Consider the following 14,071-nt stretch of genomic DNA (forward strand, 5'->3'; position numbering starts at 1 on the left):
CCAGGGAATAACCGACATTCATCATGGACTCGATGATGGTCTCGTCGTTATACATGGCGGGCGCCGAACCCGGGCCGAAGTTCACCCGGATGACCTCATCGTAGAATGCCTTGGGTGTGTTCTCGTGAATACGGACGTGGAAGTTGGGCTGACGCATGCGTAACTCATCGGCGAGCTCCAACATAATAAAACTCAGCTCATTGGTCGCATCGTTGCCCTCGGAATCCTGGCCCCCGATGGTAATGACTTCCCAGCTGGTCATACCGCCCAGCATTGCGCCGGTAGTTTCAGACCATACGGGAATCGTTTCACAAATTTTCACACAGAAAGCGCCAAGGAGTTCCTTGGCCTCCTCCCGGGTGATGACGCCATCTGCCAGGTCCTGCTCATAGTACGGATTAAGGAACTGATCTATACGACCCGGGCAGGTCGTCTCCCCAGTAGTTTCCTGGAATATCGCGATATGTACTAAGGTCATACATTGGACCGCTTCGTAAAAGCTGGAGGCTCCGTGACGAGGCACGCGGGTACAAACTTCCGCAATTTTTTCCAACTCCTGACGACGCACAGGATCCCTTTCATCGCTAGCAACTCGCGTGGCCTCCGCCGCATAACGGTCACCAAATTCACCTAGTGCCTCCATGGAGATCTTCACGCCACGGTAGAATTCGAGTTTTTCCGGATCAGTGGTTTGTGCCTCGAAGGCCTCCACCTCGGCGATGATGCCCTCAGCACCCAATCGAATAATCTTCTCGTAGCCAGGTGCCAGGTGCGCGATTCCTCCAGCCTCATACAATTGGTACTGCAGTGCCTCGCCCTGCTCTTTCGCAAAACGCGCACGATCTTCGTTGTTATCGAATGCAAGAACTGCTGGGTTTCTTGTGAGCCAATAAGGGATAGTTAATGCCAGTTTAATCCGATCAAGAAATTTGATATTGAGAGGGTTAACTCTGCGGGTGGGGATCTTGAAGATTTCCATCATCGGCGCAATGCCGGTCATCTCGGGATAAATGATGCCGCCGACGCGATGGGCAGTGAAGTTGCCGACGACAAGCTCCTCCGGGTAGATTTCCACTGTCTTGTTTCTCAAAACATGGCGGGTAGCCTCGGCGATAAACACGGGGCGGGACTTCGCCTTATTGTTTTTGTTCTTGCTGAACTGTGTCCAGAGCATCGCGCGTTCAATACAGACTGCGTACTCCTCTGCTTGCACTGCCTTCTTCAGGTTCAGCACCCTTGTAACGGCCTTGGTAGTCGATTTCTGGGGATCCACTATCGCATTCATCTCGCTCTCCTCACATCTATGTCGGTTATCCAGCCTTAGCTATCCCACGGTCTGGCACACAGGTAAATGTATACCGCCCTCAGCAGGCTGTCAGGGCAGAATGGCTTAAAGTTCCGGCGCCTGCAGAAACAAAGATGATATTTCTCCATTAATTTCTTTATTATCAATAAGATAGGACTGGCAAATTAGCTCAACACCAAAAACAATACATGGCTCTTTACGTTAGAATTGCCCCCTATTCTGTTACTGATACCTTTGCCTAAAATCCGTAAAACTGACCCCCGCCTCCTTCTTGAATAATCGGCCGAAGCTGTTTACATCACGAAATCCCAGCCTTTCGGACAATTCCGACATGGAACATTCCGTGTGGGCTGCCTCCCAGAAAGCCTCATCCATGCGATACATGGTGAGCTCACGGCTAAAGGAGGTACATGCCGCCTGCAGGTATCGTTTTAAGGTGGGAAGCGTCGTAAAGAGCTGTTGTGCACACTCCTCCTGCTTATAGAATCCACGGGAAAAGAGCGTCCGCAGTTCATTCAATCCGCCCTTGTTGGCCGGCAGCTGATTCAGTTGTGCCTGCAATACGCGCCGAGTTGCATTAGCCGACACCGGATCGGCATTCGGAATAGGCAATGCAAGAAGATCTTTGTGAATCCATATCTGGTCTGCATGTTGATTCCATTCTATCTGGCCATCAAAGAACTGCCGCCACTCTTCTGCATAATCCGGTGGCGAGCCTTGCACCCTCACAAATAGTGAACTGGTGTACTTCCGCGCCGCCTCGCCCCCAATCTGGAGTACAGACTGGAAAAACATTGAGAAATACGCTTCCAGCGAATGTCTCAGAATCGGGTCACGTGTGAATTCAGGATGGATAGTTAGGCAGCAATACTCGTGAGTATCTCGGCGCTGAACATAAAAGATTGGGGATACAAGTAATGGATAGTTCTCCTGGATATCAACCACCTGCTCCCAAGTCACGCAATTTAATGCAAGTAGACCGAGAAGCCCATGCGAAGCTACGGGAAGTCGAAGCCCAAACTGAAACCCCCAATCGCTTGCGATCCCTGCTACGACATCGGCGATTAGTCGATACTGTTGCCATGTAATGTGCAGATCGACATCATCGATATCTTGTAGACTGAGACCGGCGCCGTGTAGCAGTTCTTCTGCAGATAGCCCAAGTTCAAGCCCATACTCATAAAGATGAACTGGATGTAGCACCCAGGGAAATAGGGAGTCCTGGCCACCTATTAACTTTTTCATTTTTATTCAGGCCGCTATCAAAACCAATTATGCCACGTGTAAGTTGGCCATGGGGTTTATGTAGAAAATACTAATGTATACGCTAATTGTCGCTCACGCATCTAACAACTTTATTGAGAAATACTGCGCTTCCAGTCGTCGAAAGTAAAGTCAGAATCAACATCACGAACACTTGTTTACTACATAAAAAAGCGGCGCCCGAAGGCGCCGCTAAAGGCCTCTTTAGCAGCAAGAGTTAACCTTTGTTTGAGCTGCGCCCGATAACTTCATCCTGCATTTCCGGCGACAGATCGTTGAAGTACGCCGAGTAGCCCGATACCCGGATCAGCAGGTTAGGGTGCAGCTCCGGGTTGTCCCGCGCCTCAATCAGAATCTTCGGATCCAGCATATTGGCCTGCACCTGCATACCGTGCCGCTTGAAGTACACCTTATACAAGCTGGCTAGCGCATCTCGTCCCTCTTCACAGTCGTAACTGGAGGCATCCAGCTTGATATTGAAATTAATACCATTGGCGAACTTCTTGTAGTCGATGCGGTTCATGGAATTCAACAACGCAGTGGTACCTCGCTTGTCCGCGCCGTTCTCCGGCGCAAAGCCTGAGGCATACGTTTCACCCGCCCGACGGCCATTAGGCAAGGCACCAACCAGGCCACCAAAGTGGGTGTGTGAGGTGTTGGAATACACGCCCGCCAGATGCTGGCCGCCACGGGTATTCTTACCCAGGGCGTGAATGGAATCGGAGTAGTGATCACCGACCCATTTCATCCAGGCATCCGCCTTGGGAATATCGTTGCCAAACTTATCGATGCCCTCCAAGCGGGCCCGAACAACCTCATCTGAGAGATCGTCTTTCAGGTGCGCAACCAGCTCTTCAAGGGTGAGCCAGCCGTCGTCGAACACTGCGCTCTCAATGGCCCCCAGGGAATCGGCGACTGTCGCCATACCACAGCCCTGGATACCGGAGAAATTGTATATCGCGCCTCCACTGGTCGAACAAACACCCTGCTCCACACAGCCCTCGACCATGCTGCTAGTCAGTGGGGTGGGATGATGCTCGGCGTGGAAACGTTCGATCGCTTCCAGGTCACGGCGTAGCTTGCCCAGCTGATGCTTCACCTGGGTATCGTAGGCGGCAACAAAGTCGTCCATCGAGCGCATTTCACTAACCGGAGGAGTCTTCGCTCCTATTTGCTTCGAGCTGTGGAACTGTTTGCCTTCGTTAAGGGCCATTTCCACCGCCAGAGGCATGTTGTACATCCCGGCGTCGGTAGAAGCCAGTGACTTGCCCGGCGCCGTGGGCTCAACACAGCCAATGGCCACATAGTTTCGAGCGTCCTCCAGTGAATATCCCACGTTCATCATAGACTCGATGATGGTCTCGTCATTGTACATCGCGGGAGCGGACCCAGCACCAAAGTTGATGCGAATCACCTCGTCGTAGAATGCCTTGGGTGTGTTCTCGTGAATACGCACATGGAAGTTGGGCTGACGCATGCGCAACTCATCGGCGAGCTCTAGCAGAACGTAGCTCAGCTCATTGGTCGCATCGTTGCCCTCGGAGTCCTGGCCACCGATGGTAACTACCTCCCAGCTGGTCAGCCCACCGAGCGTGCTGGTAGCGACGTCTGAATGCATAGGGATGGTTTCGCACAACTTGACACAGAACGCCCCCAGGATTTCCTTGGCCTGCGCACGATCGATACGCGCTTCTGCAAGGTCCTTTTCATAATAGGGTCTCAGGAACTGGTCAATACGGCCCGGGCAGGTCGTTTCGCCAAACGTTTCCTGAAAGATGGCAATATGGGCAAGTGTCATGGACTGCACTGCCTCGTGGAAGTTCGTTGCTCCCTGCCGTGGTACACGAGAGCACACCGCTGCAATGTCCAGAAGCTCTTGCTTTCGTACCGGATCGCTCTCCTGCACCGCCATTGCCTTGGCCTCTGCCGCATAGCGGTCGCCGAATTCCGCCAGTCCACTCATGGCGATCTTGACTGACCGGTAGAAATCCAGCTTTTCAGGATCGCTGGTTTGAGCTTCCATGGATGCCACTTCATCGATAATACCTTGCGCACCAACCTTGATCAGCTTTTCGTAGTCGGGAGCGAGGTGAGCAATGCCACCAGCTTCATAGACCTGGTATTGGAGCGCTTCACCCTGCTCTGCAGCGAAGCGGAAGCGATCTTTCATGTTGTCAAATGCGCGGTAAGCTGCGTTCTTATTGAGCCAATAAGGTACCTTGGAGGCCAGTTTGAACCGATCCCAGAGGCTGATCTCGAGCGGATTAACTCTGCGCTTGGGTAAACCGAACGCCTCGACCATTACCTGAATACCGGCGAGCTCGGGGTAGCAGAACCCTGCCACGCGCTTGGAGGTGAAATTTCCGACAATCAGTTCACGGGGGTAAATTTTGACACTTTTGTGATTCAGTACATGGCGGGTGGCCTCTGCGATACGAACAGCAGGGATCTTGCCCCTATTGCGCTTGTCCTTGTCGTACTCCGTCCAGAGCAAGGCGCGCTCAATACAGGCGCCATTGGTTTCGCTCTGGACTGCCTTTTTTAGGGCTTCAACTCGTTCACTCGGCGGCTGGGCACAGCGGTCAGAGTTCGCGGCAATAGGCAATAAGATCTTTATTGATAGGGGCATTCATTCTGATGTCCTCACACATTGTTTCATTGTCCAGGCCTTAGCCATGCTGCAGGCTGTTATGTGGCCCAAATGTATATCGCCTCATAAATAGTGTCAGGGCAGAATGGCTTAAAGTTAATGCCTATTTTGTGATGGATAGACCAAGTATTAGTTTTTTTGTATATATATCAAAATGTTAAAAACTACATTTTGGCTCACGCACTCACGCAACGCTCTTGTAATATCGTTCGGATATTCGGATATTCTGGTGCAATTCAACTAAAATTAGCATTCGTAGCGCAGCTCGAGGGCTGCATTACCAAAATGGATTCTTAAGCATTTCGAATCCTATATGGGTTACTCAACGTACCAGAACTAACTAGTCAGAAGCTATGATTGTCCAACTCTCTATTTCTCATGATCTCAGTCGATGGCTGGGGATGGATTTGCCAAGGCTCATGCGCAGGGGGAGTGACGTTATCGGCGCGCAGCGGATCGCCAATACTGAGGATGTGGTGAGCTGGCAATGTCATCTAATCACAAGTAGTCAAAGCCATAGTCCGTACCACACGGTAGTGGCAGTGCAACCCGTTAGTCATTATGCGTTATTGATTCCTTACCTACACCGCCCTACTCAAGACCAGTTCGCCGGCGATCTGATTTATCGCTGGGGCAATGAACTAATGCATAGGATGGTCGACACCAGAGCTATCCAACAGTCTGACGTAGTAACTGTCGCCGAGCAGTTCAAGACCAGTCCCCGTAGCATCGAATGGTACCTAAATAGCGATCAGGACCTGTTGGAGCGGGCCAGCTCCACCGAGCAGTGGATAGATGGTTACCTGGACGCTTTTGAACTGAACTATCTAGAGGAGGACCATGCAATCGACGTGGGAGCTCACATCAATAGTCAATCAGTGACCAAGGATGGCATGCAAGATGATGACTCTGCGGTTGTGGGCTTCGTAAATGACGGGCTGTATCGCTTTGCAAATGGCCTCTGCACCAGATTGTTTAAGAACACTATAGAAGGCAACTATCCCTACCCATGGACGGAGGCTCCACCCTGTGAGGTTATCCAAGAGCCTGTCGAAGAAGGTGGCGCCGAGCTCTTCTCGATTGACCATCTAAGCACTAAGTAGGGATCCATCGAACTTTCGATCGTGCCATATGGATATTCGACATGAACAAGTCTAAAGCACTGGATCCAACAAGTGCCGCATTTCTCTTCACCGAAAAGTGTTCGGCGTCAACTATCTTGTCCGGTTGGCGACAACTATGATGGCCGGTTGGGTGGTTTTAATGTTTACTAACTTTTCGCCTGTTTCACGTGCTGCTGTTTCCGGTAGCTCTCTCCCTCCAGTTCAATAATTGTCGCGTGATGGATGAGCCGATCAATCGCGGCCACCGTCATAATGCTGTCAGGGAAGATTTGATCCCATTCGCTGAACGGCTGATTGGCCGTAACGATGAGGCTGCCGCTTTCGTAGCGGTGGGCGATGAACTCGAACAAGACGTGAGTCTCCGCATCCGTTTTTTTCACATAGCCGATATCGTCAATGATGAGTACCCGGTATTTGTCCAGTCGAGTCATTGCGGTCATCAGATCCAGATCGCGCTTAGCTTGCTGCAACAGCTGAACTAGCGCGATGGCTGGAAACAGCTTACAACGAACGCCTTGTTCGACCAGCTGATGACCTAGGGCATTGGCAATGTGAGTTTTCCCAGTACCGCTGGGACCAATGAGCAAGACGTTGTCAGCACGATGCGCCCAGTCGGTGTCCTGTTGCAGTTTAGCCAGAGTGGTTTGCTGGGCTTTGATCAGTGCGTTATTTTCTAGCGTGGCAAAGGTTTTATGGGTGGCCAAGCCGGCTTCACGCAGCCACTTGTAGGTCCGTCTCTGATAGCGGTCTGAGAGCTCGTATTCACACAGAGCCGCCAGATAGTCCGTGTGCGACCAGCCTTGCTCGATCGCACGATCCCATAACGATTGATAGTGACGAACAAACGCGGGCAGCTTGAGTTCTTTGAGTAGCAGCGCCACGGTATCGCTCATAAGAGATCCTCCACCATGGTGTCTTCGCGCTGACCTTCGCTTTTGATCGATGACAATAGCTCGTTGTAACTGATCAATGAGTGCTGGGTAGTTGTCGTCGCCGAGGTGAATTCCTGCCCCCTCAGATAGCGAGATTGAATGTCTTTAATTGACGCGAAGCGACCAGCCCGAGCCTCTGCTAACAGGTCGAGCCCCAGGCACTCCTCATCGTCGTACTCAAACGCCAGTCTCAGCACGGTAACAATCCATTTGCAGGCTTCGCGGGGTTCAAGGTGTTGATCAGCCAGCTTCCAGAGTTCACGGTAATTGTCGTCGGGCAGCAAATCGTCACGCAGTTGTGAGTAGCGGAACGCCTGTGGTTTGGAGGCCAGTGAGCGAATAACGTGTTGGTAATTGACGCTACGCCCCCGCTGCTCACCTGGCTTGGGATAGACGCGCGGCAACGTCAGTGCCAGCTGTTGTCCGACGTACAGCGCCAGTTGATCATGGTGAACGCGCACCTGAATCCGTTCTCCGATCAATCGTGATGGCACAGTGTAGACCACACGCTTGACTTCAATGGTTGATGAACGAGTAACCTTGACGTTGAATGTCCGGTAGTCAGCCATCTCATCCCCGGGCAAGGGTTGTAAGGAAAGCTGCTCTTCGTCGAAGCGGCTGCGAGTCCGGCGATTCAGTTTGTCCACCACCTTGTCGATCAGTGACTGATAGGCACCAACTGAATCAAAGTCAGCATGGCCCCGCAACTTCAGCTGTTGAGACAGTCGCTGTTTGAGGGAGCCGTTGGCGCACTCGACTACACCATTCTCATGCGACTGACCGGGATTGTTGCGGGTAGGTTGCATACCGTAGTGCGCACACAGCTTGGCGTAGTCGTCCGTCCAAGCGTTTTCTCGATTCTTGCGCGCGGCGCTCAAACTGTCGGTGCGGTGCTCCAGGGGGCTTCCGCCCGCCTGTTTCAAGGCACGCTGCAGACCACAGGCCAGCGCTGCATAGCTCTCGCCCCCTTGCACCACAGTGACTGAGCGCCAGCCGCTGTAGGCCAGTCGGAACTGATACAGCAGATGCGAGAAGGGCTTGCCCTGAATGGTGATCGGACTGTCAGGGTGGGTGAAGTCGGAAAAACCCTGCTGTGATACCACCGCCTGCTGCCGGAACATGACCTCGCGGTCAGGGCCATGCAGCGCTTTCCATTGTTTAACACGCCGTTGCAAAGTTCGCAGGATACGTTGATCGTAATGTTCGGGGTAATGCTCTTCCAGGTAATCGAGCAGAGTGGTTCCCGTCAGTGACGGCTCGTTCTCCAGCAAGTGTACGAGCTCAGTGCTCCATACGGCCTCGAGCGGATCTTCACGGGTGCGCCAATCGCGCTCAGATTGAGTTCGGACTCCCCCAGATTGCTCAATACGCCGTCCAGAACGAACGGAAAGACCTGCTTTGGCGGCGGCCACTTCCTGCGTGGCGCCGGCTTTACGATGCTGCATATACAGCTCCTCTTGTCGGTGGGTAATGTGTTGACCAGGCACTGGTGCTCCATGGAGGAAAACAAATGCCTATTGTCATACCCAACCGGCCAAGATAATTGTCGCTAACCGGTCATCCTAATTGTCGCCGAACAGAAAAGAGAACTACGCCTATGCACATCGCCGTGCTTGGCATCTATAAGATACCGAAAGGTTCCGATGAGGCGAAATTCCTGCAGCGCCTGGTAGATACCGTTGGTGATATCGAACGCTTTCGTTTCCCTTTTGGCAGCCGCCTGCATTCATCCCTAACAGGGCCAAGCTGGATAGCCGATGACGACATCGATATTTCCTACCACTTGCGCCGGTCCGGCCTCGCAACGCCTGGTGACTTTGAACAATTGTTTACGCTTGTATCTAGGCTTCACGGAACATCTCTGGATCGCGAGAGACCTTTATGGGAACAACACCTGATTAACGGCCTGGAGGGTAATCGCTTTGCTATCTATACAAAGCTTCACCACGCAGCCATCGACGGAGTGGGCATGGCCAAACTCGGCCAATCCATGCACTCGACAAGAAAGTCCGATCGCTTAAAGGCCTCGCCATTCTGTCACGGGCTACAAACAGAGGCGTCGAAGGGTGCATCTGGAGAACCCGCTCAACCTGTGTCTATGCCGGATCTAAGAGTGGGTTTAGAGGTCTTAAAACAAGCTGCTGGAAGCACCACGAACATATCTTCGGCTATGTTGAAGTATCTGCAGGGTTATGTCCGACCGGGTGATCTCACCGTGCCCTGGCAGCACAGCGGCCCCACCCCATTGAATACCAAAGTCGGTGCTCCACGATCATTCAATGCAAGCTCATGGGAACTTGATCGTATCAGACGACTTGGAAAGACGCTCGGAGGCACAATAAATGACGTTGTGCTGACTGTGTGCTCAGGCGCAATTCGGAGTTATCTAAAACAATGGCATGAGCTACCGACACGACCACTAACCACCATAGTTCCGATTTCCCTGCGAGACAAAGGCGATACAGGTAGCGCAAACCAGATCGCATTTATCACCGTAAACCTTGCTACCGATGTTGAAGATTCCGAGCAGCGCTTTAGGGATATCCAGAGATCAGTGAAATCTGGAAAATCTCTCTATTCCGGGCTATCTGCGACTGAAGCCGGAGTATTCAGTGCCCTGACACAGGCGCCGGTGCTGACCTCATCCCTGCTAGGCCTGACACCAAAATACCCACACAGCAGCGTACTCATATCCAATGTACCTGGCCCCCGCAAAAAGATGTATATCGACGGGGCCGAGCTCGAGGCAAGTTATCCGGTTGCCGCATTACCAGAAGGCATCGCCCTAAATATCACTGTCTCCAGCTACGCGGGAAGATTGGACTGTGGCGCCATCGCCTGCCGGCGGTCCCTACCCGAAGCTGACAGAATCATTGACCTGATGGAGGATGCACTGGTTGATTTAGAGGAGGTCGCGGGAATCACCACCTAGAGGCTCGCTTAGTGCGACCTGCTGCTCATTGTAACCTCGAAATCGATGCGGCCCAGCGAGCCATAATCTACACTGTAACCACCAGTTAACATTGGCAGTCCACCGCCGCAGGTACCACATAGCAAGACTGAACCATCTTCTATCTGAAGACCACGTTTTCGAGCTTCGCTAGTACACCATTGCAGCGCCTGCTCTGGACCACCAAGGGAATCCATCGGAGAGGTTTCCATGATAGTGGACCCGTCCAGCTTAGCCGTCAGCTTTGAGTTTTTTATAGCATCGAAATCCACTTCCGACCAAGGCATCTGCTCCCCAACGAGAAAGCGATCAGCACCCAGGCTGGAAACGACCAGGTTTGCCGCCGTCATATCTTCGGGTCTGGAAAAGTTAACGTAGACAAATTCAATCGCTGGAGCCAAAGACTTTGGCTGTCCGTCAGCATCAAGAATGATGGCCAACTCACACTCGATCTGCGAGCCAGCCAGCAGAGGAATGCCGTCACCCAATATCAGCTCGCCCCGGTCATACACATAGCCAAGCAAAGCATGGTCAAGGCCAAAAAAAGGCTGTAGATCTGTATTCGTTAACCCTGCCTTCAATCCACGAATCTTCCTGTCACAAACACGCTCAGCAACAGATGGTAGTAATGCATAGGCATCGTCTAAGGTGAGGCCCTCTGGAAATTCCGAAAGTGGATTGTGGCCCACTATGTCGCTGGCTAGCTTTGCCTGAAACTCGTCATGCATATCCTGTGTCCTTTTATGTTCGTGATCTAAACGGCTACGAGCCCATTAACTATCGATTGCAAATCGGATTCATCCAGGTATCGGGGGACGGGATACATATTCCCCGCCTCGGCGCCGGCTGAGCGCACCACATCATCTTGTTTCTGTGGGGTGAAATTTTCGATCTGGAGGGGCATATCCATGGTTGAACGCATTTCGACAATCGCAGCTACAAATTTATTTGCCAGGATTTTATCGTTATCATCCGCCGCGCCGACCCCGACTAGTCTGGCAAGCTCAGCTAGTCGGGAGAAAACACAGTCGCCGTAAGCAGCAAGTACTTCAGGAAATACCATTGCATTAGCGTTGCCATGCGGGGTGCCGAAGAGTCGCCCCAGTTGGTGCGCAATAGCGTGGACATAACCCACGCCGGCGACTCCAAAGCTCGTACCGGCATAGAAGGAAGCAGTGGCCATGGCGTCCCTGGCCTCCATATCATCGCCGTTACGATATGCTCTTAACAGATAGCGAAAGATCAGATTAACAGCCAACCTCGCTTCTCGATCTGTTTTTTCAGTGGCCCCTCTACTGAGGTACGCTTCGACAGCATGTGTTAGAGCATCTATCCCTGTAGCTGCTGTGATCGAGGGTGGTAAGCCCTGCATAATCACGGGATCCAGCGCGATGTAATCGGGCAACATCTTACCGTCTGTGATCAGTACTTTTCGATGCGTGGCCGGGTCTGATATTACGGCAACCGGTGTGATCTCGGCACCAGTCCCAGCCGTTGTCGGTACCGCAAAATGTGGGACAGCGGGCTTATTACTTTTCGATACACCCTCAAACTTATCCAGAGTTAGGCGGTTGTCGTGCAATAGTGCCATCATCTTCGCTGCATCAAGGACCGAACCGCCACCCACAGACACAATGGCGTCACAGCCGTTATCCCCGTATGCCCTGTCCCCCTCGATCACCGAATCAAAATCAGGATTGGGCAGTACTCCATCGTACACAATGTACTCTACGCCTGCGGCTCTAAGCGAAGCTTGCATTTCATACAGCAGGCCAGATTCAGCCAGGAAATTGTCAGTGACAAGAAGGACTTTACGGAATCCCAACATTGATATCTCGTTACAAAGGTGCAGTGAAGATCCCTCGCCTTTGAACACCATAGGGGACTTCTTGGGTAAAAATCGCAACACCCTGATTGCCCCGAAGGCTCTGATCATGAAATAGAGTCGTACTAAGAATTTCATTTGTAATTACCTCAATACTATGACAATTTTCTATATTCTGTTGTTAATGCAAGCGAACCAACTTTACTGGTAGGCGACCTGACGCATTCCACTCGCAAACATAAACATTCTCGTCATTGTCTACACAGACGTCATGGCAGTGACTGAACAGGGGTACCTCCTGCCTGAGTTTTCGGACTTTTCCGTCGACGTACTCTGGCCCTATTCCTCCTGGGTTAGAGACAACAACATTGTCTCTGTTGAGAATCGTTACAAATCCCGTATTTGGGGCATACAATTTATCTGACCAGCATACGGCCGCGTACAAATTTTCACCGTGAACTACCGGACGGCACATGTATGCGCCAGGAATATTGATGCTTTCGATATAGTCGCCACACAGGGTAAAACGCTTGATACAAGCGTCCTCGCGAGAAGTTACCAGCAAGGTTTGTTCTGCCCCTCTGGAATCAATAGCAATGCCGTGGGAGGAGTTGACGCTCTCCTCGTCTTCACCCCGCCCACCGAAGTGACTGATGTACCTGCCCTCTACATCGTACTGAATAATGTAAGATGAGCCATAGCCATCGGCGATGTACACATCACCATTCTTGGATACCGCTGTTCCTGTTGGTAGATAAGCGTTACTGCCGGAATAGATATCCAGAAACTCCGGTGCGCGTATCCGCATCAAAATCTGTCCCCATAGTGTCGTTTTGTATACTGTCTGGGTCTTGTAATCAGTGATGAACAGCATTTCCTCATCTTCGCTGTGCGAGATGGTCAGGCCATGCGCTGCCTCTAGGCCGAGCGTCCAGGTGTCAATGAGCTCTCCAGAGGGATCGAGGATTAATATGTTGTTCCTGAAATCGTTAGTCAGCACGTAAATATGCCCAGCTTTACTGATCACCATTTCATGATGATCCCGCGAACTATCAGGCGTTAGCTCAATTTCACTCGCCCAGCTCAAATCCACTCGATACAGAAATTGATTGTGACCAACCAGAGTGCCATGTAACTTCTCTCTTCGGTTTCGCCCCACAAAGTGCTTGCCCCGCGCAATCACCTTGGCCATCTTATCCATCTGTTCAAGCTTTCTAAGTCCATTGACGCTAGACATAGTTTAATACCTCAGAGCCGTTCCGCAGACGCTAGTGAATCTACGTTATATGTTGATTTCAATGCGACGATTGCCGCTCCCTATCGAGCCATCATCTCTCAAGATACTGGAGCTTGTTCGGTTTTCCAGTCCACTCTTCCGCGTCAGCCGGAGCTTCTTTCATTTCACTGATGTTTGGCCATACTTCGGCCAGTTCCGCATTGAGTTCCAAGAACACGGCCTGGTCTTCTGGCAGTTCGTCCTCAGAAAAAATTGCGTCCACAGGGCATTCCGGTTCGCATAGCGCACAATCGATACATTCCTCGGGGTGTATCACCAAGAAATTCGGACCCTCGTAAAAACAATCCACCGGGCAGACCTCAACGCAGTCCGTGTGCTTACACTTGATGCACTCTTCACCTACTATGAACGTCATCCAATTTTCTCCACTAGCGCAGGAACAAAGTTATACAGTGGCGTCCCCGCTATAGAATTTCTCTGTTTCGTATACGTAAGGCGGTTCGTCTTCATTCCTATGTACCCCGCCGGTTGGCTCAGCCACAGCTTGCAATCGAATCCATTGCCATTTGGAATCGGCATATGTCCCTGTAGCATGGTTTTGTGACATTTAACCCGGCCGTACAGAAGCCCCCCATTGCAGGGGGGCCGTATCGCTTCGGACTCAGAAGAAACCCAGCGGGTCGATGCTGTAGCTCACCAGCAGGTTCTTGGTCTGCTGGTAATGGTCAAGCATCATCTTGTGGGTTTCACGGCCAATACCCGACTTCTTGTATCCGCCAAAGGC

General features: G+C 51.8%; 12 protein-coding genes. 2 read left to right on the forward strand and 10 right to left on the reverse strand.

Features of this window, described 5'->3' with window-relative positions:
* The 3 genes from DDZ17_RS21990 to DDZ17_RS22000 form a co-directional block, all read right to left on the reverse strand.
* Positions 1-1,285 (reverse strand): pyruvate formate lyase family protein (locus DDZ17_RS21990; RefSeq protein ID WP_193940651.1); only part of this gene is annotated, 1,285 nt, incomplete at its 3' end.
* 243 nt (positions 1,286-1,528) lie between these two features.
* Entirely contained in the window at positions 1,529-2,551 is a 1,023-nt protein-coding gene (locus DDZ17_RS21995) for an AraC family transcriptional regulator (protein ID WP_079458528.1), read from the reverse strand.
* Between the two features lie 235 nt (positions 2,552-2,786).
* Positions 2,787-5,198 carry a pyruvate formate lyase family protein gene (locus DDZ17_RS22000; RefSeq protein ID WP_206613629.1) on the reverse strand — a complete coding sequence of 804 codons (2,412 nt, stop codon included), beginning with the start codon at positions 5,196-5,198 and terminating at the stop codon, positions 2,787-2,789.
* A 374-nt stretch (positions 5,199-5,572) separates the two neighbouring features.
* Here DDZ17_RS22000 and DDZ17_RS22005 point away from each other — a divergent pair, with 374 nt between their 5' ends.
* Entirely contained in the window at positions 5,573-6,322 is a 750-nt protein-coding gene (locus tag DDZ17_RS22005; protein ID WP_116369192.1) for a hypothetical protein, read from the forward strand.
* Between the two features lie 167 nt (positions 6,323-6,489).
* Here the strand turns inward: DDZ17_RS22005 and istB are convergent, their stop codons facing one another.
* Positions 6,490-7,236 carry an IS21-like element helper ATPase IstB gene (istB, locus tag DDZ17_RS22010; RefSeq protein WP_116369193.1) on the reverse strand — a complete coding sequence of 249 codons (747 nt, stop codon included), beginning with the start codon at positions 7,234-7,236 and terminating at the stop codon, positions 6,490-6,492.
* Positions 7,233-8,762, reverse strand: a complete 1,530-nt coding sequence (istA, locus tag DDZ17_RS22015) for an IS21 family transposase (RefSeq protein WP_421910594.1) — start codon at positions 8,760-8,762, stop codon at positions 7,233-7,235. The genes istB and istA overlap by 4 nt, the downstream gene beginning before the upstream one ends.
* A gap of 56 nt (positions 8,763-8,818) precedes the next feature.
* Here istA and DDZ17_RS22020 point away from each other — a divergent pair, with 56 nt between their 5' ends.
* Positions 8,819-10,207 carry a wax ester/triacylglycerol synthase family O-acyltransferase gene (locus DDZ17_RS22020; protein WP_277749345.1) on the forward strand — a complete coding sequence of 463 codons (1,389 nt, stop codon included), beginning with the start codon at positions 8,819-8,821 and terminating at the stop codon, positions 10,205-10,207.
* 8 nt (positions 10,208-10,215) lie between these two features.
* On the opposite strand, the gene DDZ17_RS22025 is transcribed toward DDZ17_RS22020, so the two are convergent.
* The 5 genes from DDZ17_RS22025 to DDZ17_RS22045 all read right to left on the reverse strand — a co-directional run.
* Positions 10,216-10,953, reverse strand: a complete 738-nt coding sequence (locus DDZ17_RS22025; RefSeq protein ID WP_009577221.1) for a hydratase — start codon at positions 10,951-10,953, stop codon at positions 10,216-10,218.
* 26 nt (positions 10,954-10,979) lie between these two features.
* On the reverse strand, positions 10,980-12,188 hold the full coding sequence (locus DDZ17_RS22030; RefSeq protein ID WP_241506001.1) for an iron-containing alcohol dehydrogenase: 1,209 nt from the start codon (positions 12,186-12,188) through the stop codon (positions 10,980-10,982).
* A 43-nt stretch (positions 12,189-12,231) separates the two neighbouring features.
* Entirely contained in the window at positions 12,232-13,287 is a 1,056-nt protein-coding gene (locus DDZ17_RS22035) for an NHL repeat-containing protein (protein WP_157976799.1), read from the reverse strand.
* 91 nt (positions 13,288-13,378) lie between these two features.
* Positions 13,379-13,702 (reverse strand): ferredoxin FdxA, encoded by a 324-nt coding sequence (gene fdxA, locus DDZ17_RS22040; protein WP_116369197.1) that lies wholly within the window; start codon positions 13,700-13,702, stop codon positions 13,379-13,381.
* Between the two features lie 246 nt (positions 13,703-13,948).
* Positions 13,949-14,071 (reverse strand): aldehyde dehydrogenase family protein (locus DDZ17_RS22045; RefSeq protein ID WP_116369181.1); only part of this gene is annotated, 123 nt, incomplete at its 5' end.

The organism is Parahaliea mediterranea (genome assembly GCF_003402235.1).
Lineage (GTDB): Bacteria > Pseudomonadota > Gammaproteobacteria > Pseudomonadales > Halieaceae > Parahaliea > Parahaliea mediterranea.